Origin of the sequence: Streptomyces sp. NPDC087440 (assembly GCF_044744005.1) — a bacterium.
In the GTDB taxonomy this organism is placed as follows: domain Bacteria; phylum Actinomycetota; class Actinomycetes; order Streptomycetales; family Streptomycetaceae; genus Streptomyces.
Genome location: NZ_JBIUXN010000021.1, coordinates 119195 through 142853 on the forward strand (window position 1 = coordinate 119195; position 23659 = coordinate 142853).

The window sequence follows — 23659 nt, forward strand, 5'->3', positions numbered from 1 at the left end:
CCCGCGGAGCCGGAGGGCCCTACAGCCACCCCTTCTTCTTCACGAGGCCGAAGGTGGCCAGCGCCGACAGCACCACCGACCCCACCAGGACCGGCAGGGCGAAGAAGTTGTCGAAGCCGTACTCGTTGAGGTGCTCGAAGTTCGCGCCCGGGATGGCCGCGAACGTCGACGGGATCACGAACATCAGGGTGATCGCCGCGACCTTGCGGTTCTGCACGGTGGACACGACCTGCTCCTCCGTCAGCTGGTTGAGCCGGTCCATGTCCTTGTTGAAGTCCCGCAGCTCGTCACGGATTTCGCGCAGCAGCTCGACGGTCTCGGGGTGGTTCTCGCACCCGGCAAGGGTGGTGTGGGTGGCGTGGGTGGTGTTCGTGTTCATGAGGTTCTCCTGATGGGTGAAACGGGGATTGATTTCGGGGGCTAGTGCCGTCCCGTACGCCGCGAGAGCGCCAGGCAGACCGCGTTGTCGAGCGGTGCCCTGGCCAGGCGGCGGCGCAGGGCGGCCAGTCGGAAGATCGTGAGCATGACAGAGCTCCCTCTGTGCGGGCACCCGGAGCGCACGGGACGCGGCGACGCCACCGGGGCATGCGGAAGCACGCCGCGGCGGGGCCGCGCGGGCGCGCGGATGCGGTGGTGATGCAGTGATGCGGTGATGTCAGCGAGGAGTTGAGTGCACTCGACTCGCCGGGGTCACGCCGGGGCGAAGAGCCCGGGCATGCCCGCTACCGGGGGCTGAAGCGGCTGGGATTCAGCGCGCGAAAGCGACGGAGGCGACGCGGAGTGCGGTGCGGTCAGCGCAACTCGGACTGTGATCCATGGGACGGTCGCCTCCTCTCGGCCGGTACGTCGTGCTGCCGGGTCGTCAGGCGTGCACGCGGATGCTGCGCGCGGAGCGTCGAACCGGTCCGCGCGGCTCCTCCACGCTAGCAGCGCACCGCCCGCCCCCCACGGGCCAGAAGTCCCGCCCCTCCGGGCCGAAGGTCCCCTGCGCCCTGAAAGGGGCGCGGGGAACTGCGCGAGCCCCCCCCACACACACAAGCCGCGCGGCCAAGCGCTTTAGGTGAAGGGGCGGGGCTGGGGCCCCCTTGCCCCGCCCAGCCGGGGCCGCACTCCCCGCCCCCGGCCCGGAACACCACGCACGGGAGCCCCCCGGCCCAAAGGGGGCAGGGGGGCTCCCGTACGTACGGAAAGGCTGCGGTCACGCGGGGACCGGCACCCGCTCCTTCGACTCGGACTCGGACGCCGCAGACTCCGACGCCGTCGCCTCGTACTCCTCGACCGGGTCCGCCGACGCCGAGTTGTACGCGTCGTGGTCGAGGATCTTCTCGCGTGCCGCCACGATCACCGGAACCAGCGCCTGTCCGGCCACGTTCGTCGCCGTACGCATCATGTCCAGGATCGGGTCGATCGCCATCAGCAGACCGACGCCCTCCAGGGGCAGGCCCAGGGTGGAGAGGGTCAGGGTCAGCATGACCGTCGCACCGGTCAGACCCGCGGTGGCCGCGGAGCCGATGACCGAGACGAACGCGATCAGCAGGTACTCCTTGACGCCGAGCTGGACGCCGAAGATCTGCGCGATGAAGATCGCGGCAAGCGCCGGGTAGATCGCGGCGCAGCCGTCCATCTTGGTGGTGGCGCCGAAGGGAACCGCGAAGGACGCGTACTCCTTCGGAACGCCCAGGCGCTCGGTGACCCGCTGGGTGACCGGCATGGTGCCGACCGAGGAGCGGGAGACGAAGGCCAGCTGGATGGCCGGCCAGGCGCCCTTGAAGAACTTCAGCGGGCTGACCTTGGCGACCGTGGCCAGGAGCAGCGGGTAGACGCCGAAGAGGACCAGGGCGCAACCGACGTAGATGTCGATCGTGAAGGTCGCGTACGGGGCCAGCAGGTCCCAGCCGTACTTGAAGACCGCCTTGCCGATGAGACCGATGGTGCCGATCGGGGCGAGCAGGATGACCCACCACAGGGCCTTCTGGAGCAGCTCCAGCACCGAGGAGGACAGCGTCAGGATCGGCTTGGCCTTCTCGCCGATGGCCAGGGCGGCGATACCGGCGACGACCGCCATGAAGACGATCTGGAGGACTTCGAGGTCCTGGAAGGGCGTGATGATGTCCTTCGGGATGATGCCCTTGAGGAAGTCGAGCCAGGTGCCCGCGCTCTCCGGCTTCGCACCGTCGGCCCGGGAGAGCCCGGTGCCCTCGCCCGGGTTGGTGAGCAGGCCGAGCGCCATGCCGATGGCGACGGCGATCAGCGAGGTGATCATGAACCAGAGCAGGGTGCGGGACGCGAGGCGGGCCGCGTTGTTGACCTGGCGGAGGTTGGTGATCGAGACGAGGATGGCGAAGAACACCAGCGGCGCGACGGCCAGCTTCAGCAGCCCGACGAAGATCGTGCCGATGGTCTCCAGGGTCGTCTTCAGCCAGTCCACGTCGTACTGACGGGCCAGCCAGCCGAACACGACACCGAGCACGAGACCGGCGACGATCTGCACCCAGAACGGAATCCTGGATATGGGGTTCTTCTTCTTGGGCTCTGCAGGCTGCTCGGCCTGCTCGGCCTTCTGCGCGGGAGACGCGGACACGGACACACTCCGGTGAAGGAAGCTGCGTAAGGCAGGAGGGGGTGGAGAAAAGGGTCGCGCTGAGAACTTCAGACGGAGCGGCGACAGGCGGCCGAGACGCGGCGGCAGAGATCGACATGCAGGCGCGCCACGAGCGGAACGCTCATGGGGTTCTGGGGCGCGGCGGATGTCGTCATGTCGAACACGTTAACACCAGCACTTTGAGAACATCAAAGGTCTTCTTTGGGGAAGCCTGGGGTGCGGGTGGTGCGGAAGTGGCGCGGAAGTGGTGAAAAACGGGCGGCGCCCCGGGAGTTGAGCCGTGGGCTCAGCTTCCGGGGCGCCGTCGAGTGTGACGCAGCTTACGTCGCGCTTACGTCGGGTCCCAGCAGGTGGGACGACCCGCGCGTGCTATGCCAGGTCCTCCTGGCTGCGGTTGGACTCCAGGCGGGCCTTGGTCTGGTCGACCTTGGACACGATGTGCTCCGACATCGCGTCCCGCTGCTTGCGCAGGAGTACGAAGCTCAGCGGCGCGGAGACCACGATCGCGAGCAGCAGCACCCACAGCACGTTCGACATGCCGCCGAGGCTGGACGGCAGGACACGCAGGCTCACCAGCACCCAGACGACCGCGAAGCAGGCGGCGAAGACTCCGAGGCGCATGGCGGTGTAGCGGAGCGTGGCGTGCTTGGTGCTCACGGCGTGACCTTCTTCGTGGCGGCGGAAAAATAGGGCGCTACCAGTACAGCACAGGGGCCCGGCGAGGGAGCCGGGCCCCTGTGCTTCGCGGTACGCACGGACCGCACTCCGTGCGTACGGGCTGCAAAGCCCCTGGTCAGACCAGCCACCGGAAGCGGCGCACCAGCGGCAGGTCCCGCCACCACCGGCCGAGCCCGGCGTAGCTGCCCGCCCCGGTGACGGCGACCGCGATGGCGGCCAGCGCGATCATCCAGTGGTCGTCGGTGATCGGGTTGCTCGCGGGCTGGAGCGTGACCAGGTACATGAAGGCCATCATCGCGGTGCACGACACGGCGGCGATCCGGGTGCCGATGCCCAGCAGGAACGCCAGGCCGATGCCGAGCAGGCCGAGCATGAAGAGCGCGTCGAGCCAGGGCGCACCGGCGACGCCGTCGAAGGCGTGGGCGAAGGGGCCCTGGGTGCCGTGCAGCAGGAACCCGGCGGTCGGCGAGCCGCCGTGGATCACCGCGGCCTCCGTCTTGGTGGCGAAGCCGAGGCCGAACATCTTGTCCAGGAAAGGCCACAGGAAGGTCCAGGCGACCAGCACCCGGAGTCCGGCGAGGACACCGCGGGCGGCACGGCTGCGGACGATCACCTCGTCCTGGCTGCCGGGGGCGGCGTGGGCGGTACGGGCGGTCGTGCGGGGCATGTGGATCGTGGCCACTGCGCTCACCTGGTCTCTGCGTCTGGTTTCTCTGCGTCGAGCTCTTGTGAATACATTCACAAGCTACGCCTGTCGGATACGCGTCAGCAGCCGCAAAGGTCCCGACCGCCCGGGACGTACGTCCTGAGGACCCGTCAGCCCAGCTCGGCAGTCCCCGCTCGCCCCAGCTCCAGCAGCATGATGACGTCGTCCCGATCGTCCCCCGGCCCCACCCGTATCGCCCCCGGCACCCGCCCGACCTCCCGGTACCCGCACGCCGTGTAGAACGCGTCCGCGCCCGTCCCGCCCCGGCAGGTCAGCCGGATCGCCTCGATGCCGGGGAGCGTGCGCGCCGCGTCGGCCGCGGCGGCCATGAGGTCGCGCCCGTACCCCCGCCCCTGGTGCTTGGGGTGGACCATCACCGTGTACAGCCAGACCCAGTGGGTCATCAGCCGGTGCTCGTTGAGATTCAGGTACGCGGTCGCGGCGACCTCGCCGCCCGCGTCGTACCCGACCAGCAGCCGCGTGCGCCCCTCCGCCATGGCGACGAAGTGGCGTACGAGCTCGGGCCGGATCTCCTCCGGATCGGCCGGCGGCACGAAGCCGACCGCGCCGCCCGCGTCCGTGACGTCCGCCCACAGGGCGATGAGGCCGTCGCGGAGGGCGGCGTCGACGGGCGGGTCGAGGACGAAGGTGAGAGACATGGCGGCACGGTAACCGAGACGCGAAGAGCCCCGGCCAGGTGGGTGGCCGGGGCTCTCGTACTGCCAGAAGTACCGCTCGTAACGACAGAACCGCAGGTCAGACGCGCATCGCCTGCGGGCTCTCGCGACGCGAGGCGTCCGGGCCGTCGTACTCCTTGATGATCTCGTAGCGCGTGTTGCGCTCGACCGGGCGGAACCCGGCGTCACGGATCAGTTCGAGGAGGTCGTCACGGCCGAGCTTGTTCGGGGTGCCGTAGTCGTCCGCGTCGTGCGTGATCTTGTACTCGACCACCGAGCCGTCCATGTCGTCCGCGCCGTGCTGGAGCGCGAGCTGGGCGGTCTGGACGCCGTGCATGACCCAGAAGACCTTGACGTGCGGAACGTTGTCGAAGAGCAGCCGGGAGACCGCAAAGGTCTTCAGCGCCTCGGCGCCCGTCGCCATCGTGGTCCGCGCCTGGAGCTTGTTGCGGACCTTGCCGTCCTTCATGTCCACGAAGTCGTGCTGGTAGCGCAGCGGGATGAAGACCTGGAAACCGCCGGTCTCGTCCTGCATCTCCCGCAGCCGCAGCACGTGGTCGACGCGGTGGCGGGGCTCCTCGATGTGGCCGTAGAGCATGGTGGCCGGGGTCTTGAGGCCCTTCTCGTGGGCGAGGCGGTGGATGCGCGACCAGTCCTCCCAGTGGGTGTTGTGGTCCACGATGTGCTGCCTCACCTCCCAGTCGAAGATCTCGGCGCCGCCGCCGGTGAGGGATTCGAGACCGGCCTCGATCAGCTCGTCGAGGATCTCCGAGGCCGACAGCCCCGAGATCGTCTCGAAGTGGTGGATCTCGGTCGCCGTGAACGCCTTCAGCGACACCTGCGGGAGGGCCTCCTTCAGCGCGGAGAGCGAGCGCGGGTAGTAGCGCCACGGGAGCGTCGGGTGCAGACCGTTGACGATGTGCAGCTCGGTGAGGTTCTCGTTCTCCATCGCCTTGGCGAGGCGGACGGCCTCCTCGATGCGCATCGTGTACGCGTCCTTCTCGCCCGGCTTGCGCTGGAACGAGCAGTAGGCGCAGGACGCGGTGCACACGTTCGTCATGTTGAGGTGACGGTTGACGTTGAAGTGGACGACGTCGCCGTTCTTCCTCGTCCGCACCTCGTGCGCGAGACCGCCCAGCCAGGCCAGGTCGTCCGACGCGTACAGCGCGATGCCGTCCTCGCGGCTGAGCCGCTCCCCGGCCCGGACCTTCTGCTCCAGCTCGCGCTTGAGTCCCGCGTCCATACCCGGCCGCCTCCTATGTGTGTACGTCAACCAAGCTCATCCCAACCGTACGCCTAACCCTCTTCCGGCAGTTCCCCGACCCGGTTCTCCCACTTGGTGGAGAGCACGATGGTGGTACGGGTCCGGGAGACCCCCTTCGTGCCGCTCAGGCGGCGGATCGTGCGCTCCAGACCGTCCACGTCCCCGGCGCGGATCTTGAGCATGAACGAGTCGTCGCCCGCGATGAACCAGCAGTCCTCGATCTCCTCCAGGTCCTTCAGCCGGCGGGCCACGTCCTCGTGGTCGGCGGCGTCGGACAGCGAGATGCCGATGAGGGCCGTGACGCCGAGGCCGAGCGACTTGGCGTCGACGGTGGCGCGGTAGCCGGTGATGACACCCGCCGATTCGAGGCGGTTGATGCGGTCGGTGACGCTCGGGCCGGAGAGGCCGACGAGGCGTCCGAGCTCGGCGTACGAGGCCCTGCCGTTCTCCCGAAGTGCCTGGATGAGCTGCCTGTCCACGGCGTCCATATGCCTGAAGCCTTCCATTGTTCAGCGATACCGCGAGTTTACGTATAGAATCTAAGGCACAGGGACCGAATCCCCTGCGGATCTTTCACCAGATCCAAGCTTTTCTTTCAGATCGTCCTGATCTGCCGATACTCAATGGAGAGTGACCCACCGTGTACACGACCGAGATGGCCTACGTCCGCATGCGCGAGCTTCAGGAACTGGCCAACCGCTCGCGTGCCCACAAGCCCGCTTCCGCGACCGGCTCCGTGCGCAGCCTCAAGGCTCGCCTGAAGCGCTCCAAGCAGGGCTGACACACCCCTTCCTACGGGTTGCGGGACGCTCCCCCGAGCTCTCCTTCCCACCGGCGGTAGAGGCCGTGCGGCACACCTGCCGCATCGAGCACCCGCCCCGCGACGAAGTCCACCAGATCCTGGATGTGCGTCGCACCGGCGTAGAACGCGGGGGAGGCGGGCAGCACCACGGCGCCCGCCTCGTCCAGCGCCACCAGATGCTTCAGCGTCTGCCCGTTCAACGGCGTCTCCCTGACCGCCACCACCAGCTTCCGCCGCTCCTTGAGCGTGACGCTCGCGGCCCGCTGCAGCAGGTCCTTCGACAGTCCCAGCGCGACTCCGGCGACACTCGCCGTCGAGGCCGGGACGATGAGCATCCCCTTCACGGCGTACGACCCGGACGACGGCCCCGCCGCGAGATCCCCCGCACTCCAGTGCCGTACGTCCGACAGGTCGAGCCCGGTGAACGTGTCCGGCTTGCCGTCCGCACCCCGCCCCAGCCAGGTCGCGAGATCCTCCCGCCAGTGGCTGTCCCGGTAGGAGATCCCCGTCTCGTCGAGGATCGTCAGCCGGGACGCCCGGCTGACGACGAGGTCGACGGCCTCGCCCGCGTCGAGCAGCCCGCGCAGGACGGCGGCGGCGTACGGGGTTCCGGAGGCGCCCGAGACCCCTACTACCCAGGGGGTACGGGGGTGGTGCGCGGCGGGCTCAGTCATGGGCGGAGCTTATCGGGGGCCGGTTCGCGGGAACCGGGCACGGTGCCGAGACGTTCTTCAGTGACAACAGGGGGTGACCGAGATGACCTGTCCGCCGCAGACCGGGCCACGACCGGCTTCCCGGGGCGCTCGCGCGAAGACCGCCGCCGCGGTGATGCTGACCTGGGTCGCCCTGCTCTGGGTCCTGGAAGCCGTCGACTCCGCGACCGGGGCCCTGGACACCTTCGGCCTGTCCCCCCGCTCCCTGCCGGAGCTGCGGGACGTCCTGCCCATGGCCTTCCTGCACCACGGCTTCGCCCACGTCGCCTCGAACACGCTGCCCCTGCTGGTCCTCGGCTTCCTCGCCGCCCTGAGCGGGATACGCCGATTCGCGGCCGTCGTCCTCACGATCCTGCTGGTCGGCGGCCTGGGCGTGTGGCTGACGGCCCCGGCCTACTCCAACACCGCCGGTGCGTCCGGCGTGGTCTTCGGCCTCTTCGGCTACCTGGTGGTACGGGGCTTCGTGGACCGCCGGCCGTGGGACGTGGTGATCGGCCTGGTCGTCGCCGTGGTCTACGGCTCGATCCTGTGGGGCGTCCTGCCGACCAACACGGCGGTGAGCTGGCAGGGCCACCTCTTCGGCCTGGTGGGTGGGGTACTGGCGGCGTTCGCCTTCCGGCGGAGGGTGGCGTAGCGCTTGGCGCTTGGCGCGGGCAGCGGGTGGTTGCGGCTCCTGCCGGGGGCTCCGTCCCCGGACCCCCGGTTTTCGCCCCGGCCCCGCCCCTTCACCTAAAGCGCTCGCCGCGCGGCTTGAGTTGTGGTTGCTCGCGCAGTTCCCCGCGCCCCTCAAGGGGCGCGGGGAACTGCGCAAAGACACCAGCCACCCCATGCCCCGCGGGTTGAGGTGAAGGGGCGGGACCGGGGCGAGCGCCGCAGGCAACCGAGGTGCCGGCGCACCTGGGTCAGACCGTCAGCCCCCGCAGCAGAAGGTCCAGCAGCGCGCACGCGAACAGGGCGATGCCGATGAAGCCGTTGACGGTGAAGAAGGCCCGGTTCAGGCGGGACAGGTCGTGCGGGCGAACGATCGTGTGCTCGTACACGAAGGCCACGGCGACGATCACCATGCCGATCCAGAAGAAGATCCCGGCGTCGGTGCGCAGGCCGTACCAGACCAGCAGCGCCGTGGTGATCACGTGGCAGACCCGGGCGCCGTGCAGGGCGGCCGGGATGCCGAAGCGGGCCGGGACCGACTTCACACCGTGGGCGCGGTCCGCCTGGACGTCCTGGGAGCCGAAGATCAGGTCGAAGCCGCCGATCCAGATGCCGACCGCGAGGCCGAGGACGACCGCGTCGCCCGACCACTCCCCCGTGATCGCGATCCACGCGCCGACCGGCCCCATCGCCTGGGCGAGACCCAGGATCGCGTGCGGGAAGTTCGTGAAGCGCTTGCCGTACGGGTAGACCACCATCGGGATGACCGCGACGGGCGCGAGCGCCAGGCACAGGGGATTCAGCAGCGCCGCCGCCCCGAGGAAGAAGACCAGGGCGATCCCGGCCCCCGTCCACGCGGACGTGACGCTGACCGCGCCCGTGACGATCTCCCGGTTCGCGGTGCGCGGGTTACGGGCGTCGATCTCGCGGTCGATGATGCGGTTCGCCGCCATGGCGAAGGTGCGCAGACCGACCATGGCGACGGTCACCAGGAGCAGCCGCCCCCAGTGGATGTTCTTGTCCAGCTGGAACATGGCCGTCAGGGCGGCGATGTACGCGAAGGGCAGCGCGAAGACCGAGTGCTCGATGAGCACCAGGTTCAGGAACGCGCGGACCTTCCCCGGCCGGGGGCCCTGCTGAGGCTGCGGGACTGCTGCTGCGGCGCTGCTCACAGGCCGTATTCCTTCCAGCGGCGGTCGACCTTGGAGGCCGTCGCCGGGTCCGACTCGACCATGTTCGGCCAGCCACCGTCGCGTACGTATCCCTCTTCGGGAAGCTTCTTCGTGGCGTCGACGCCCGCCTTGCCGCCCCAGAACTGCTGGTACGAGGCGTGGTCGAGGTGGTCGACCGGGCCCTCGACCACGGTCAGGTCGCGGGAGTAGTCGACGTTCCCGAAGGCCCGCCATGCCACCTCGTGGTAGTTCCGCACGTCGCAGTCGGAGTCCACGACCACGATCAGCTTCTCCAGGGACAGCATGTGCGCGCCCCAGATCGCCGACATGACCTTCTGCGCGTGCTTCGGGTACTTCTTGTCGATCGACACGATGATGCAGTTGTGGAAGCCGCCCGCCTCGGGGAGGTGGTAGTCCACGATGTCCGGCACGATGATCTTCAGCAGCGGCAGGAAGAAACTCTCCGTCGCCCGCCCCAGCGGCCCGTCCTCGGTCGGCGGCCGCCCCACGACGATCGACTGCAACAGAGGCCGCTTGCGCATCGTGATGGTGTCGATCGTCAGCGCCGGGAAGTCCTCCTGCGGCGTGTAGAACCCGGTGTGGTCGCCGAAGGGACCCTCCGGCAGCATCCGGCCCGGCTCCAGCCACCCCTCCAGCACGACCTCGGCGTGCGCCGGCACCTGGAGCGGCACGGTCTTGCAGTCGACCATCTCCACCCGCTTCCCCTGGAGGAACCCGGCGAAGAGGTACTCGTCGATGTCCCCCGGCAGCGGGGCGGTGGACGCGTACGTCACGGCGGGCGGCGCGCCGAAGGCGATCGCGATCGGCAGCTTCTCGCCGCGCTTGGCGGCCACCTGGTAGTGGTTGCGGCTGTCCTTGTGGATCTGCCAGTGCATGCCGATGGTGCGCTTGTCGTGGCGCTGGAGGCGGTAGAGCCCCAGATTCCGGATGCCGGTCTCGGGGTGCTTGGTGTGGGTGAGCCCCAGGTTGAAGAACGACCCGCCGTCCTCCGGCCAGGTGAAGAGGGCCGGCAGCTTCTCCAGGTCCACCTCGTCGCCCCGCAGCACGACCTCCTGCACGGGCGCGTCCTTGACCTTCTTCGGCGGTACGTGGGCCATCGCCCCCAGCTTGCCGAAGGCGTCCCGTACGCCCACGAAACCCTGCGGCAGCTCGGGCTTCAGCAGCCCGCCGATCTGCTCGCTGATCTCGTCGTACGACTTCAGGCCGAGCGCCTTCAGCAGGCGCCGGTCGGTCCCGAAGACGTTCATGGCCAGCGGCATCGCCGAGCCCTTGACGTTCTCGAAGAGCAGCGCCGGGCCCCCGGCCTTGTTCACCCGGTCGACGATCTCCCCGACTTCCAGGTGGGGGTCGACTTCGGCCGTGATGCGCTTGAGGTCGCCCTCGCGGTCCAGGGCACGGAGGAACGAGCGAAGATCGTCGTAAGCCATGTCGTCCAGTATCGGACACCGACTACCCTGGGGCCCTCACCGGGGCCGGTCGTACGGCCCGTCTGACGTCCCCAGGGGGAAGCACTCCATGCTCAGGGCACTGATGTTCATCCTGCCGCTGGCGCTGACGATCTACGCGTTCATCGACTGCCTGAACACCCCCGAGGACGAGGCCAAGCACCTCCCGAAGGTCGCCTGGGTCTTCATCATCCTGCTCTTCTGGGTCGTCGGCCCGATCGTCTGGCTCGCCGCGGGCAAGGACCGCCGCCCGCCGCAGGGCGGCCGCACCCCCTCCGAGTGGCACCGCAACCAGCGCAGCACCTGGGTCGCCCCCGACGACAACCCCGACTTCCTGAAGTCCATCAAGGACGAGAACAAGAAGGACGAGTCCCTCCTCAAGGACTGGGAGGCCGACCTCCGCCGCCGCGAGGAAGAGCTGAAGCGCCGCGAGGGCGGCGAGCCGGGCGGAGGCCCGGAGGACTCGGCCAAGTAGCCCGCAAAACCCCTGGCCCCCGGCCCGGCCGTGCGCCACCCTGAGCCGCATGTCATCCGAGGAAGTCCCCCAGCGGCAGATACGGGCCCTGCTCACCGACGAGACCGTCACCGTCTACCAGGCGTACCGGCCCGAGATCGGGCTGCCCGCCGCGCGGGACGGGAAGTTCCCGTGGAACTGGAGCCGGGACCGGATGACGTGGATCAAGCCGTCGTTCCTGTGGATGATGTACCGCTCCGGCTGGGCGACGAAGGAGGGCCAGGAGACCGTCCTCGCCGTCGAGATCCGGCGCGAGGGCTTCGACTGGGCGCTTCGCAACGCGGTGCTGTCGCACTACGAGCGGCAGGTGCACCCCGACAAGGCCGCCTGGAAGCAGCAGCTGAAGACCTCGCCGGTACGGGCCCAGTGGGACCCCGAGCGGGACGTGCGGCTCAATCCGCTGCCGTACCGCGCGCTCCAGCTCGGGCTGAGCGGGGAGGCGGCCCGGCGGTACGCCGACGAGTGGATCGTGGGCATCCGGGACGTGACCCCGCTCGCCCGGACCATGGGCGGCAGCGCGGAGACGGCGGCCCTGCTCATGCCCGTCGAGTCCCCGTACCCGATGCCCCCGGGGACCCGGCTCGTCCCGCGCGGGCTCTGACCGGCGGCCCGTCAGCGGGCCGTCAGCGGGTCTCGTACTCCGCGAGGAGTTCGTGGAAGCGGGTCAGGGACCAGGCGGACCAGTCGTACGGGGTGCCCGCGAGGGCCCGGGTGAGGAACTCGAAGTGGACGTGCCAGCCCGCCAGGCGGGCCGGGAGGTCCGCCGGGGGCAGGTCGCGGAGTTCATTGGTGAAGCGCAGGATCGTCGCGTCGGGCCCGTTGGGCTCCAGGTGGAAGCGGGCGCGGCCGTTGACGGAGGTCGTGTACTCGGCGACGCGGCCCGGGTCCCAGGCGGTGATGCGGCCGTCCTCCGTGAAGGGGGAGCCCTCGTACTGCCAGTGGAGGGTCGTGGGGGCGCCGAGTTTCGGCTCCCAGGGGTCCGGCAGTGCGAGCCACTGGCTGAGGCCCGCCGGGGTCGCGACCGCCGCCCAGACGTGGTCCAGGGGGTGCGGCAGGCGGAGCTCGTAGCGGAGGAAGCAGGTGTTTCCCGGGCGCGGTTCGGCCGTGCCGTACGGGACGGAAGTCGTGGCGGCGGTCATGGGAAACAGCCTGGCCCGGCCGCGTACGGGACGCGACCGGGCCGGTCTGGACGGAGCAATCGGGGGTCAGACGCCCGCGTACGAGTGCTTGCCGGTCAGGAAGATGTTGACGCCGTAGTAGTTCCAGAGCCAGGTCGCGAAGGCGAAGAGGGCCAGGTAGGCGGCCTTGCGGCCCTTCCAGCCTGCCGTGGCGCGGGCGTGCAGGTAGCAGGCGTACGCGATCCACGTGACGAAGGACCAGACCTCCTTGGGGTCCCAGCCCCAGAAACGGCCCCACGCGTCGCCCGCCCAGATGGCGCCCGCGACGATCGTGAAGGTCCACAGCGGGAAGACGCCCGCGTTGATGCGGTACGAGAACTTGTCGAGCGACGCCGCCGAGGGGAGGCGGGAGACCGAGCTGTCCATGACCCGGCGGAAGGGGACGCGGGCGGCGCGCACGGCCATCACGAAGGGGTTGGACTTCGGGAGGGTGGCCAGGTGGGCCTTGAGGGTGTCGGCGGTCTCGCCCAGCTCGGCGCGGACCTCGTAGCGGTCGCGGAGCAGGTAGCCGATGGTGCCGACGGCGCCCACGTAGAAGACGGCGCCGCAGAAGATGGCGGTGGAGACGTGGATCCACAGCCAGTAGGAGTCCAGGGCGGGGACCAGCTGGTCGCTGTCGGTGTAGAGCCACTTGGTGGCGATGCCGAGGTCCAGGAGGACCGTGGTGACCAGGGGCAGGCCGATCCAGCGGACGTTCATCTTCGTCGGGAGCAGGGCGAGGTAGATGCCGACCGCGACCGTGGAGAAGGTGATGGAGAACTCGTACATGTTGCCCCAGGGGGCACGCTGCACGGAGAGCGCTCGGGTGGCGACGCCGCCCGCGGCGACCAGGAACGCCAGGACCGTGAGGGAGATGGCGATCCGGCCGTAGAGGTCGCCCTTCTCGGTGCCGCCCGCGGCGCCCGCGCCGTCCTCGGCGTCGCGCGTTCCGGCGGCGGCGCGGGTGACGACCTTCGGCTTGTCGAGGACGGCGGTGCCGCCCTTGGCGCGGACGGTGACCGCGGGGGCGGCCGGGCGGGTCAGCGCGGCGGCCGTGCGGCCGACCTTGCTGCGGCTGCCGAAGGTCCACTCGGCGATGTGCGCGAGGAAGGCCAGGGTGTAGACGGCCATCGCGGAGTAGATCAGGACGTTGCTGATCTGCGCGAGATTCTCGTTGGTTTCGGTGACTGCGGCGGCTGCGAGGATCACGCGCGCGCTCCTTCGGCAGGGGATTCTTCGGCGGGAGGGGGCGTCGCGGTCGTCGGCGCCTGGGTGTGCAGGGTTTCGGCCAGGGCGGCCAGTTCCTCGGGGAGGCGATTGGACTCGCTGCGGCCGAGGCCCGCCATCTCGACGAGGGTGGTGCCGTCGTCGGACCGTACGGCACGGACCCAGATGCGGCGGCGCTGGATGAAGAGGGAGGCGGCGAGGCCCAGGATCGCGGCGATGGCGCCCGTGAGGGCCCACATGTTTCCGGGCTGCTGGGAGACCTGGAAGGTCGCCCACTCCTTGATGTCCTTCTCGAAGGTGACCGACCCGGCCCCGTCGGGGAGGTCCATCTTCTCGCCGGGCAGCAGCATCTTCGCGAAGGGGCTGCCGTCGGGCTTCTTGAACTGGGTCATCTTGCGGGTGTCGAGCTGGTACACGTTCTGCGGCAGGCCCGCATCGACGCCGAGGCTGCCGTGGTAGCCGGTCAGTGCGAGCGCCGGGTAGTCCAGGCCCGGGTACTTGGAGAACATGCTGCCCTTGCCCGCGCCGCCGAAGGTCGGCACGAACACGGCGGTGAAGCCGAGCTGGGTGCGCTTGCCGTTCTTGTCGCGGTAGCCGTCCATCACCTTGATCGCACCGGTCGAGGTGACGTTGGAGTCGGTGGGCAGGAGGGGCGCGGGGCCCTTGAAGACGACCTTGCCCCTGCCGTCGCGGATGGTGATCGTCGGGGCGTAGCCGTGGCCGATGAGGTGGACCTTGGAGCCGCCGACCGTCAGCGGGGTGTTGACCTCGATGACGCCCTTCTTCGGCTTGCCGTCGGCGCCCTCGGAGTACGTGATGTGGGCCTCGTAGACGCGGGGGGTGCCGCGCTGGGGGCCCGTCCGCTCGTACGTGCCGACGAAATTGTCGAGGTGGAAGCTGAACGGCTCCAGGTCGGTGTCGCGGTCGAAGAGCGAGCCCGACTTGAAGTCGTCGTACTGGGTGAGCGTGTTGGAGAAGCCGCTGCCCTCGGTGATCAGCTTGCCGCCCTCGGACTTGAAGAGCTGGCCGGTCGCGAAGGCGAGGAGCAGCACGATCAGGGCGATGTGGAAGATCAGGTTTCCGGCTTCGCGGAGGTAGCCCTTCTCGGCGGCGACGGCGGTGCCGTCGACGTGCGACCGGAAGCGCTTCTTCTTCAGCATCGCGAGCGCGAGGGCGCGGACCTCGTCGGGCGAGGAGTCCGTACGCCAGGTCGTGTACGCGGGCATGCGCGTCAGGCGGCCGGGCGCGCCCGGCGGGCGGCTGCGGAGCTGGCCGACGAACTGCCAGGTGCGGGGCACGATGCAGCCGATGAGGGAGACGAACAGCAGGATGTAGATCGCGGAGAACCACACCGAGCTGTAGACGTCGAAGAGCTGCACCTTGTCGTAGAGCGGTGCGAGCGTCTCGTGCGCCTTGAAGAAGTCGTCGACCTTCGTCTGGTCCACGCTGCGCTGCGGGACCAGCGAGCCGGGGATCGAGGCGATCGACAGCATGAACAGCAGGATCAGCGCGACCCGCATCGAGGTCAGCTGCCGCCAGAACCAGCGGGCCCAGCCGACGATCCCGAAGGCGGCGGGAGCGGGCCCGCTCCCCTGGGGGTCGCTCTCGCGGTCGTCCTTGGGGGCCGTGGAGAGACGGTCGGAGGCGGTCTGCTCGTCGGCTCGGGCGGCGGCATCGACGCCGGGCCCGCCGGTCGTCGCGGCCGGTTCTTCGGTCTTGCTCATGGAACTAGATCCCCACCTGGAAGCTGTTGGTCCAGCTTTGCATGTTCAGCACAGCGGTCTCCCAGAGGCCCGTGAGGAGCAGCAGACCGGTCGCGATCATCATGATGCCGCCGATGCGCATGACCCAGACGTAGTGCTTCTTCACCCAGCCGAACGCGCCGAGCGCCTTGCGGAAGGCGACGGCCGCCAGGATGAAGGGGAGTCCGAGGCCGATGCAGTACACGGCCATCAGTACCGTGCCGCGCGCCGGGTCCGCCTCCCGCATCGAGAGCCCCATGATCACGCCGAGCGTGGGGCCCAGACATGGTGTCCAGCCGATCCCGAAGAGCGCGCCGAGCAGCGGCGCACCGACCAGCCCGGCGACCGGCTTCTTGTGGAGGCGGAACTCCCGCTGGGTGAGGAAGGGGAAGGCGCCCATGAAGAAGAGGCCCATCAGCACCATGAGGGCGCCGAGGACGATGTTCGTGGTGCTCTTGTACTCCTGGAGGGTCCGCCCGAAGTAGCTGAAGAGCGCACCGCCCGAGACGAACACCGCGCTGAAACCGAGCACGAAGAGCGATGCGCCGAGTGCCATCCGCCCCCGGCGCTGCTCCGCGAGGTCGGTGCCGCTGGAGCCCGTGACGTAACTCAGGTAGCCGGGGACCAGCGGGAGCACGCACGGAGAGAAGAAGGAGACGAGGCCCGCCAGGAGGGCGATCGGCACGGCGAGCATCAGCGCACCCGACTGCACCGTCCCTGCGGCGTCGGCGAGGGAGACGACGTTCACTTCCGTCACTTCTCGTTGATCAGGGGGTCGATCAGCTTGCGCAGCTTCTTCTCGCTGAGTGCCGCCAGCGAGCGGCCCGCGATCTTCCCGTCCTTGTCGAGGACGATCGTGGAGGGGATGGCCTGCGGGTTGAGGCTGCCCTTGGGGAAGCGCAGCATCAGCTTGCCGTCCGGGTCGTACAGGCTGGGGTACTCGATGCCCGCGTCCTTCTCGAAGGCGAGGGCCTGGTCCTTCTGCGGGTCGCGGGCGTCGATGCCCAGGAACTCCACGCCCTTGCTCTTGAGCTCCTTGGAGACCTTCGCGAAGGTCGGCGCCTCGGCCCGGCAGGGCGGGCACCAGGAGCCCCAGACGTTCACGACGACGACCTTGCCCTTGAGCGAGGTGGAGTCGAAGTCCTCGTCCTGGAGGGTCTTGCCGTCGAGCTTCGGGGCGGCGACGCGGTCCGCCTTGGGGACCGTGTCGAGGTTGTCCTTGCCGGCGACGAAGTTGGTGCCGCCGCCCCCGCCCGACGACGTACTGCCGTCACCGCCGCAGGCCGACAGGACGAGGGCTCCGACGGCCGCGGCCGTCACCGCGAGGGCGGTGCGGGAGGCGCGGGCCGGGCGACGGCGGGGGGCTCGGGCAGGACTCATGTGAAAAGTTTCGCATGGCAGTTCCCACGATCTTGCCCGCCCCCCTACGTGCCTGCAAAGCCCCTTGTCAAGGGCACATAAGGGGCTTTGCGGTGGTCTTACGACGCTGCGCCGGTCGGCGGCGCGGTCTTCGAGCCCGGGGTCAGGAAACTCTTCCAGCCGCCCGCCGGCTTCTGCCCGACCTCCAGGGTGCGCAGCTTGGCGAGGACCTGCGGGTCCTGCACGTCGAGCCAGTCGACGTACTGCTTGAAGGAGACCAGGCGGGTCTCCTTCGTACCGGCGATGTGCTTGATCGCCTCCTCGACGGCGTCCATGTAGATGCCGCCGTTCCACTGCTCGAAGTGGTTGCCGACGTAGAAGGGGGCGCGGTTGGTGGAGTGCGCGCGCTGGAAGCCCTTGATGTAGGCGCCGGTGGACTGCTTCTTCCACTCCGGGTAGCGCGAGGTCATGCCCTTGGTGGAGTTCTTGGACTGGTTGGCGAGCATGTTGTAGTCCATCGAGAGGACCTCGAAGCCGCGCCCGGGGAAGGGGATCTGCTGGAGCGGCAGGTCCCAGACGCCCTTGCGCTTGACCGGCCACATCTGACGGCCGCCGGGCGAGGAGGCGTCGTAGCGCCAGCCCAGCTTCTTGGCGATCGGCAGCAGGTTGTCCTGGCCGAGCAGGCACGGGGTGCGGCCGCCGACCAGTTCCTTCGAGTAGTCGAAGGGCAGCGGGTCGAGGTCGGACCAGCCGGTGTTCGTCTTCCACTCGGTGACGAACTTCACGGCCTGCTCGATCTCGCTCTCCCACTGGGCGGGCGTCCACTTGGCGACCGAGCCGTGACCGGCGCAGAAGTGCCCGTTGAAGTGGGTGCCGATCTCATGGCCTTCCAGCCAGGCCTGACGCACGTACTGCAGCGTCATCTTGATGTGCTCGTCGGTGAGGTAGCCGATGTCGGAGGCGCCGACGCGGTTGTTCGGGGGCTTGTAGAGCTTCGCCTTGGTCTCCGGGAGGAGGTAGAGCCCGGAGAGGAAGAAGGTCATCGCCGCGTCGTGTTCCTTGGCGAGCTTCAGGAAGCGGGGGAAGAGGCCGTTGCCGACCTCGCCCGCGCCGTCCCAGGAGAAGATCACGAACTGCGGCGGGGTCTCGCCCGGCTGGAGCGGGACGGGCTTGTCCGGCTGGTTCGGCTGCTTGCCGGTGTCGGCGGTCGAGCCGTCGCCGATCGGCCTGGCCTCGGAGGTGGGCGAGGGGGTGCCGCCCTTCCCGGGCTGCTTCGTGCTCTGCCCCTTGCCCGCCGGCGCCGGGTCGTCGCCGCCCTTGCAGGCGGCCAGGCCTATCGCGGCCGCGGCTCCGGCCCCGGCTCCCAGCAGTCCCCTTCGGGTGATGTCGCGCATAACTCCCCATCCGCATTCGTCGCGCCTTCGGCCCATCAGATGGACACGTACTGAGAGGGCCCGACGAACGTTCAGGTTCCGGCACATTGCGCATATTTCGCTGAGTGTTCGTGAAGACACGAAGCGATCATGCGCAATGGGCGTGGTCCCGCGACTGCTACCCGAACCGGGCGGACGCGGAACGTCCGGTCTCGGACATGCCGAAACCCCCGCCGAAATGCCCGTTTCATGGCATCTCTACGGGGGTTCCATTACGGATCAGGCGCCGAACGCCTTGTCCTTGCCCTTCACCGGCTTGGCACCCGCCAGCAGATGCGCCGGTACGAGGTCCCGCGCGGGCTCCGTGTAGCCGACCGAGACGATCTTGTCGCCCTGATAGGTGAACGTCGTCAGCGAGGCCAGCGTGCACTGCCGCTTGCGCGGGTCGTGCCACAGGCGGCGGCGCTCCACGAAGCTGCGCACGATCCAGATCGGCAGCTGGTGGCTGACGCACACCGCCTCGTGCCCGCGCGCGGCGTCGCGCGCCGCGTTCAGGGCGCCCATCATCCGTACGACCTGCTCGATGTACGGCTCGCCCCAGGACGGGCGGAACGGGTTGGTGAGGTGCTTCCAGTTCTCCGGGCGGCGCAGCGCGCCGTCGCCGACGCCGAAGGTCTTGCCCTCGAAGACGTTGCCCGCCTCGATCAGCGAGGCGTCGGTGGCCAGGTCCAGGCCGTGCGCCTTGGCGATCGGGGTGGCGGTCTCCTGGGCGCGCTCCAGCGGGGAGGCGACGACGTGCGTGATGTCGCGGTCCGCGAGGTGCTCGGCGACCCGGTCGGCCATCTGCCGGCCGAGGTCGGAGAGGTGGTAGCCCGGGCGGCGGCCGTAGAGGACGCCTTCGGGGTTGTGGACCTCGCCGTGCCGCATCAGGTGGACGACGGTGAGATCGCTCGTGTTGCTCATGCGGTGGCCTCTGCTGCGGCTCGGGCGGCGGCGGGCAGGGCGGCGGCGATGCGCTCGACGGCCTGCGCGTCGTGGGCGGTGGAGACGAAGTACGACTCGAAGGCCGAGGGCGGCAGGTAGACGCCCTGCGACAGCATCGAGTGGAAGAACGCGGTGAAGCGGAAGGACTCCTGCCGCCGCGCCTCCTCGTAGTTGCGCACCTCGTCGGGGGTGAAGAAGACGGAGAACATGTTGGACGCCGTCTGGAGGCGGTGGGCGACGCCCTCCTTGGTCAGCGCCTCGGTGAAGAGGCCCTGAATCTCCGACGACACCGCGTTGACCTTGGCGTACGCCGCGTCGCCGAGCAGCCGCAGCTGCGCGAGACCGGCGGCCGTGGCGACCGGGTTACCGGAGAGGGTGCCCGCCTGGTAGACCGGGCCGACCGGGGCGAGGTGCTCCATGACGTCCTTGCGGCCGCCGAAGGCCGCGGCCGGGAAGCCGCCGCCCATGACCTTGCCGAAGGTCATCAGGTCGGGCGCGACGCCGTCGACGCCGTACCAACCGGCCTTGCTGGTACGGAAGCCGGTCATCACCTCGTCGGAGATGTACAGCGCGCCGTTCTCGGCGCAGGCCGCCTTCAGACCGGCGTTGAAGCCCTCGTGCGGCGGGACGACGCCCATGTTGCCGGGCGAGGCCTCGGTGATCACGCAGGCGATCTCGCCGGGGTGCGCGGCGAAGGCGGCGCGGACCGCGTCCAGATCGTTGTACGGGAGCACGATCGTGTCGCCCGCCTGGGCGCCGGTGACACCCGGGGTGTCCGGCAGCGCGAAGGTGGCGAGGCCCGAACCGGCCGCCGCGAGCAGCGCGTCCACGTGCCCGTGGTAGCAGCCCGCGAACTTGACGACCTTCGCGCGCCCGGTGAATCCACGGGCCAGCCGGATCGCCGACATGGTCGCCTCGGTGCCGGAGGACACCAGGCGCACCTGCTCGACGGGGGCGATGCGGGCGACGATCTCCTCGGCGAGCGCGACCTCGCCCTCGCCGGGCGTACCGAAGGACGTACCGCGGGCGACCGCCTCCTGGACGGCCGCGACGACCTCCGGGTGCGCGTGCCCGAGGATCATCGGGCCCCACGAGCACACGAGGTCGACGTACTCACGGCCGTCGGCGTCGGTGAGGTACGGACCCGTACCGGACACCATGAACCGGGGCGTACCGCCCACGGCCTTGAAGGCCCGGACCGGGGAGTTCACGCCGCCGGGCGTCACGAGGGACGCGCGGTCGAAAAGCGTCTGCGAAACTGGGGCGTCATAGGGGAGGCTCACACTGCAATGGTGTCAGAGGCCCGCCCGGTCTTGCGGACAGGTGTTTCACCGCACGGGTGCTGGGGAGGTCACTGGTCACTGAACCAAGACGATGATCGGGCCGCGCGGCCGGGGCAGGGCCCGGGGGCGGGACACGGCAACAAGCGCTGACACAGCACAGTCGGGTGAGAGATATGCATCGCGGTGGCGGACTGGGCGAGGGGACCGACGACCTGGGTCCCGAGCGGGCCCGGCGCGGACGGCACCGGCGACGAGAACGTGCGGCGCGTACGGAGGCGAGCGAGGCCCCGGACGCCGCCTCGGTCGCCGATGCCCCGGGCAGCGGTGCCCGCAGGGCCGACGGCCTGGCACACAGTGTCGACGGCCTGGCACACAGTGTCGACGGTCCGGCACACAGCGCAGACGGTCTGGCGCACAGCGCCGACGGCTTGGCGCACGGCCCCCGGACGGGTCACGATTCCCTGGCAGGATTGAGCACGGGATCAAAATCGTCGGGTACGGGAAGCAGGGCTGGCCGGGTGGGGGTGACCTACAAGTACTTCGGCGCTCCGAACGGGGCGACGGCCGCCCGCGTGCCGATCTCGATGCGCCCGGAGGAACTGGGCGGCGACGAGCTGGGCATGGGCGGCATGTTCACCAAGATCAAGCCGGAGACGATGGCCGCGATGGTCCTCACCGGCATCCAGGGCATACCCCTGCACAAGGTCCCCCCGCTGGAACTGGTCGTCCTGCACCCCGACTACGCCGTGGTGAAGCTCCCCATGACGGTGGTCGACCCGCTGCGCGGCATCGGCGAGGAGTCGGTGGGCGCCGCGGCCTTCATCTGGTCGACGGTCCCCGACCGGGGCGGCCCGAGCGACGCGTTCAACGTCTACCAACTCCTCCACGAGTGGCAGGACTTCTCGCACCGGCTGCACGAGGCGGGACATCAGGCGTACTGCCTGGTCTGGCCGTAGCCTCTCGCCCACCCTCACTCGCGCCGGTCTGCACGCCGGTACGTACGCCGTTACGCACTCCGGCTCACGCCCGGCGAGTTTTCAGGCCATTCTCAGCCGCCCGGAATGCCGACTGTCAGTGGCAGCCCCTACGCTTGTACACATGTCCTCCACTTCTTCGAGCCCTGGTTCCGCGCGTTCCGTCCGTTCCGCCGCCGTCGTCAACGCCGAGATCCGCGCGCTCTGGTCGCGCACGGACGGCGCGTTGTCACCGGCCGACGAGGCGCGCTACCAGGAGCTGCTCGTGGAGTGGGCCGCCGCCGTCCGCGAGGCCCTGGTGAAAGCCGCCTGACGGCGACCGCGCAGCGCTAACCGCTGGTCAAGGCTCGGTAAGGACCTGGCCTGTTCGACCGAGGGCGGGGCAGACTCCCCCGCATGCCGCTCATGCACCGCCTCCGCAGTGCCGCCCGCCGACGCCTTCGGGCCGTCCGCGCGGCGGTGGATCTCAGCCATCCCGCCCGCTCCCCGCTGGGCAGCGCGGTCGAGAACTGCGTGGTCTTCGAGGACGGCGTGCGCACCCCGCGCGACTGCTCGGCCGCCGAGGCGCTGGAGCGGGTCCGCAAGGGCGACGGCAAGGCCTTCGTCTGGATCGGCCTGCACGAACCCGAACAGGCCGAACTCGACGCGCTGGGCACCCTCTTCGGCCTGCATCCGCTCGCCCTGGCGGACGCCTCGGGCCCACACCGCCGCCCGCGCCTGATGCGGTACGACGACACGCTCTGCGCGGTCTTCAAGACCGTCCGCTACGTCGAGCACGAGCAACTCACCGCCACCAGCGAGGTCGTGGACACCGGTGAGCTGGTCGCCTTCGCGGGCCCCGACTTCGTCATCACCGTCCGGCACGGCGGCTCCGGCTCGCTCGGCCCCATCCGCGAGTCCCTCGAAGACATGCCGGAGCAGCTGAAGATGGGCCCGGCGGCCGTCCTGCACGCCCTCGCGGACTTCGTCGTGGACGAGTACGAGCGGGTCACCGACGCCGTCCAGGACGACATCGACTCCGTCGAGTCCATGGTCTTCAGCCCCGACTCGGGCCGCGTCGACGCCGGCCACATCTACCAGCTCAAGCGCGAACTCCTGGAGCTGAAACGGGCGGTGGCCCCGCTGGCCCGCCCGCTGCTGGCCCTCGCCGACCCGCTGAAGCCGCTGCCGCCCGTCGGGCCCGACCTCCAGCCGTACTTCCGGGACGTCGCCGACCACCTCGCCCGTACCGTCGAACAGCTCGCCTCGTACGACGCCCTGCTCGACTCGATACTCCAGGCGCACCTGGCCCAGGTGACCGTCGCCCAGAACGAGGACATGCGGAAGATCACCGCCTGGGCGGCGATCGTCGCCGTACCCACCATGGGCTGCGGGTTGTGGGGCATGAACTTCGAGCACATGCCGGAACTGGAATGGACGTACGGCTATCCGCTGGCCGTGTCCGTGATGGCCGCGGCGTGCTTCACCGTCCACCGCGCCTTCCGCCGGAACGGGTGGCTGTAGGGCTCCTACAGCTCCCGGTGCACCTTGGTGTTGGAGGCCTGGGCGCGCGGGCGGACCACCAGCAGGTCGATGTTGACGTGGCTGGGGCGCGAGACCGCCCAGGTGATCGTCTCGGCGACGTCGTCGGCGGTGAGCGGCTCGGCGACACCCGCGTAGACCTTGGCGGCCTTCTCCTGGTCGCCGTCGAAACGGGTCAGCGCGAACTCGTCCGTCTTGACCATGCCGGGCGCGACCTCGATCACGCGGACCGGGGTGCCGACGATCTCCAGCCGGAGGGTCTCCGCGAGGACGTGCGCGCCGTGCTTGGCGGCCACGTAACCGCCGCCGCCCTCGTACGTGCCGTGCCCGGCGGTCGAGGAGAGGATCACGACGGTGCCGTCGCCGGAGGCGGTGAGGGCGGGCAGCAGCGCCTGGGTGAGGTTGAGGGTCCCCAGCACGTTCGTCTCGTACATCTGCCGCCAGTCGGCGGGGTCCGAGGTGGCGATCGAGTCCGCGCCGAGGGCGCCGCCCGCGTTGTTCACCAGCACGGCGATCGTCTTGAAGGCGGTCGCGAACTCGTCGACGGCGGCCCGGTCGGTCACGTCCAGGGCGTACGGAACGGCCTGGTGACCGGCGGCGACGAGCTCCTCCGCGACGGCCTCGATACGGTCCTTGCGGCGGGCCGTGAGGACCACCCGGTAACCGGCCGCGGCCAGCTGCCGGGCCGTGGCCGCGCCGATTCCGCTGCTCGCTCCGGTGACGACGGCGATGGGGGCGCTGGGCATGCGGGGTGCTCCTCGGACGTGACGACGGATGGCCTGCGTACGAGGATA

26 protein-coding genes are annotated in these 23659 nt (G+C 69.7%); 7 read left to right on the forward strand and 19 right to left on the reverse strand.

The features are described 5' to 3' along the window. Positions 1-19: 19 nt before the first annotated feature. The 7 genes from ACIO3O_RS32920 to ACIO3O_RS32950 all read right to left on the reverse strand — a co-directional run bounded on the left by ACIO3O_RS32920 (position 20) and on the right by ACIO3O_RS32950 (position 6415). Positions 20-379, reverse strand: a complete 360-nt coding sequence (locus ACIO3O_RS32920; protein ID WP_401752284.1) for a hypothetical protein — start codon at positions 377-379, stop codon at positions 20-22. 819 nt (positions 380-1198) lie between these two features. Further along, a complete protein-coding gene (locus ACIO3O_RS32925; protein ID WP_401752286.1) occupies positions 1199-2581 on the reverse strand; it encodes a dicarboxylate/amino acid:cation symporter in 1383 nt (460 codons plus the stop codon). A gap of 390 nt (positions 2582-2971) precedes the next feature. Continuing rightward, a complete protein-coding gene (locus tag ACIO3O_RS32930) occupies positions 2972-3259 on the reverse strand; it encodes a DUF4229 domain-containing protein (RefSeq protein WP_401752287.1) in 288 nt (95 codons plus the stop codon). 136 nt (positions 3260-3395) lie between these two features. Then, a complete protein-coding gene (locus ACIO3O_RS32935; protein WP_401752289.1) occupies positions 3396-3947 on the reverse strand; it encodes a hypothetical protein in 552 nt (183 codons plus the stop codon). A 149-nt stretch (positions 3948-4096) separates the two neighbouring features. Further along, positions 4097-4645: a GNAT family N-acetyltransferase gene (locus tag ACIO3O_RS32940; RefSeq protein WP_401752290.1), complete on the reverse strand. Its 549-nt coding sequence runs from the start codon at positions 4643-4645 to the stop codon at positions 4097-4099. 97 nt (positions 4646-4742) lie between these two features. Further along, on the reverse strand, positions 4743-5906 hold the full coding sequence (gene mqnE, locus ACIO3O_RS32945; RefSeq protein WP_401752291.1) for an aminofutalosine synthase MqnE: 1164 nt from the start codon (positions 5904-5906) through the stop codon (positions 4743-4745). A gap of 53 nt (positions 5907-5959) precedes the next feature. Beyond that, positions 5960-6415 (reverse strand): Lrp/AsnC family transcriptional regulator, encoded by a 456-nt coding sequence (locus ACIO3O_RS32950; protein WP_189821245.1) that lies wholly within the window; start codon positions 6413-6415, stop codon positions 5960-5962. A 152-nt stretch (positions 6416-6567) separates the two neighbouring features. Between ACIO3O_RS32950 and ACIO3O_RS32955 the strand changes: the two genes are divergently transcribed. Next, positions 6568-6708, forward strand: coding sequence for a hypothetical protein (locus ACIO3O_RS32955; protein ID WP_401752402.1), 141 nt, complete (start codon positions 6568-6570; stop codon positions 6706-6708). Between the two features lie 11 nt (positions 6709-6719). On the opposite strand, the gene ACIO3O_RS32960 is transcribed toward ACIO3O_RS32955, so the two are convergent. Next, entirely contained in the window at positions 6720-7403 is a 684-nt protein-coding gene (locus tag ACIO3O_RS32960; protein WP_401752293.1) for a UbiX family flavin prenyltransferase, read from the reverse strand. An 82-nt stretch (positions 7404-7485) separates the two neighbouring features. On the opposite strand from ACIO3O_RS32960, the gene ACIO3O_RS32965 reads away from it, so the two are divergent. Beyond that, positions 7486-8076: a rhomboid family intramembrane serine protease gene (locus ACIO3O_RS32965; protein WP_401752295.1), complete on the forward strand. Its 591-nt coding sequence runs from the start codon at positions 7486-7488 to the stop codon at positions 8074-8076. A gap of 268 nt (positions 8077-8344) precedes the next feature. Here ACIO3O_RS32965 and mqnP read toward each other — a convergent pair whose 3' ends face one another. Both mqnP and ACIO3O_RS32975 read right to left on the reverse strand, forming a co-directional pair. Beyond that, the gene (mqnP, locus tag ACIO3O_RS32970; RefSeq protein WP_401752297.1) at positions 8345-9265 is read right to left on the reverse strand and encodes a menaquinone biosynthesis prenyltransferase MqnP; all 921 of its coding nucleotides are present in this window, start codon (positions 9263-9265) and stop codon (positions 8345-8347) included. After that, positions 9262-10713, reverse strand: coding sequence for a menaquinone biosynthesis decarboxylase (locus tag ACIO3O_RS32975; protein WP_401752299.1), 1452 nt, complete (start codon positions 10711-10713; stop codon positions 9262-9264). Before ACIO3O_RS32975 ends, mqnP begins: the two co-directional genes overlap by 4 nt. A gap of 88 nt (positions 10714-10801) precedes the next feature. On the opposite strand from ACIO3O_RS32975, the gene ACIO3O_RS32980 reads away from it, so the two are divergent. Together ACIO3O_RS32980 and ACIO3O_RS32985 are read left to right on the forward strand one after the other, a co-directional pair. After that, complete coding sequence (locus ACIO3O_RS32980; RefSeq protein WP_401752301.1) at positions 10802-11206, forward strand: PLD nuclease N-terminal domain-containing protein; 405 nt, start codon at positions 10802-10804, stop codon at positions 11204-11206. A 49-nt stretch (positions 11207-11255) separates the two neighbouring features. Next, positions 11256-11846, forward strand: coding sequence for a DUF4291 domain-containing protein (locus ACIO3O_RS32985; RefSeq protein ID WP_401752303.1), 591 nt, complete (start codon positions 11256-11258; stop codon positions 11844-11846). Positions 11847-11868: 22 nt separating this feature from the next. Here the strand turns inward: ACIO3O_RS32985 and ACIO3O_RS32990 are convergent, their stop codons facing one another. The 8 genes from ACIO3O_RS32990 to hemL form a co-directional block, all read right to left on the reverse strand. Further along, positions 11869-12384 carry an SRPBCC domain-containing protein gene (locus ACIO3O_RS32990; protein ID WP_401752305.1) on the reverse strand — a complete coding sequence of 172 codons (516 nt, stop codon included), beginning with the start codon at positions 12382-12384 and terminating at the stop codon, positions 11869-11871. Between the two features lie 66 nt (positions 12385-12450). After that, on the reverse strand, positions 12451-13611 hold the full coding sequence (ccsB, locus tag ACIO3O_RS32995; protein WP_401752307.1) for a c-type cytochrome biogenesis protein CcsB: 1161 nt from the start codon (positions 13609-13611) through the stop codon (positions 12451-12453). Then, entirely contained in the window at positions 13608-15353 is a 1746-nt protein-coding gene (locus ACIO3O_RS33000; protein ID WP_401752309.1) for a cytochrome c biogenesis protein ResB, read from the reverse strand. Before ACIO3O_RS33000 ends, ccsB begins: the two co-directional genes overlap by 4 nt. 4 nt (positions 15354-15357) lie before the next feature. After that, positions 15358-16128: a cytochrome c biogenesis CcdA family protein gene (locus ACIO3O_RS33005; protein WP_401752311.1), complete on the reverse strand. Its 771-nt coding sequence runs from the start codon at positions 16126-16128 to the stop codon at positions 15358-15360. Beyond that, positions 16125-16751 carry a TlpA family protein disulfide reductase gene (locus ACIO3O_RS33010; protein ID WP_401752313.1) on the reverse strand — a complete coding sequence of 209 codons (627 nt, stop codon included), beginning with the start codon at positions 16749-16751 and terminating at the stop codon, positions 16125-16127. Before ACIO3O_RS33010 ends, ACIO3O_RS33005 begins: the two co-directional genes overlap by 4 nt. A 98-nt stretch (positions 16752-16849) precedes the next feature. Continuing rightward, positions 16850-18124, reverse strand: coding sequence for a hypothetical protein (locus ACIO3O_RS33015; RefSeq protein WP_401752315.1), 1275 nt, complete (start codon positions 18122-18124; stop codon positions 16850-16852). 258 nt (positions 18125-18382) lie between these two features. Further along, entirely contained in the window at positions 18383-19066 is a 684-nt protein-coding gene (locus tag ACIO3O_RS33020) for a histidine phosphatase family protein (protein ID WP_401752317.1), read from the reverse strand. After that, complete coding sequence (gene hemL, locus ACIO3O_RS33025) at positions 19063-20370, reverse strand: glutamate-1-semialdehyde 2,1-aminomutase (RefSeq protein WP_401752319.1); 1308 nt, start codon at positions 20368-20370, stop codon at positions 19063-19065. The genes ACIO3O_RS33020 and hemL overlap by 4 nt, the downstream gene beginning before the upstream one ends. Positions 20371-20543: 173 nt before the next feature. Here hemL and ACIO3O_RS33030 point away from each other — a divergent pair, with 173 nt between their 5' ends. The 3 genes from ACIO3O_RS33030 to ACIO3O_RS33040 all read left to right on the forward strand — a co-directional run bounded on the left by ACIO3O_RS33030 (position 20544) and on the right by ACIO3O_RS33040 (position 22847). After that, a complete protein-coding gene (locus ACIO3O_RS33030; RefSeq protein ID WP_401752398.1) occupies positions 20544-21326 on the forward strand; it encodes a hypothetical protein in 783 nt (260 codons plus the stop codon). 142 nt (positions 21327-21468) lie between these two features. Beyond that, the gene (locus ACIO3O_RS33035) at positions 21469-21657 is read left to right on the forward strand and encodes a hypothetical protein (protein WP_401752321.1); all 189 of its coding nucleotides are present in this window, start codon (positions 21469-21471) and stop codon (positions 21655-21657) included. 83 nt (positions 21658-21740) lie between these two features. Further along, a complete protein-coding gene (locus ACIO3O_RS33040; protein WP_401752323.1) occupies positions 21741-22847 on the forward strand; it encodes a magnesium and cobalt transport protein CorA in 1107 nt (368 codons plus the stop codon). A gap of 5 nt (positions 22848-22852) precedes the next feature. On the opposite strand, the gene ACIO3O_RS33045 is transcribed toward ACIO3O_RS33040, so the two are convergent. Beyond that, positions 22853-23611 (reverse strand): SDR family NAD(P)-dependent oxidoreductase, encoded by a 759-nt coding sequence (locus ACIO3O_RS33045; RefSeq protein WP_401752325.1) that lies wholly within the window; start codon positions 23609-23611, stop codon positions 22853-22855. Positions 23612-23659 lie beyond the last annotated feature (48 nt).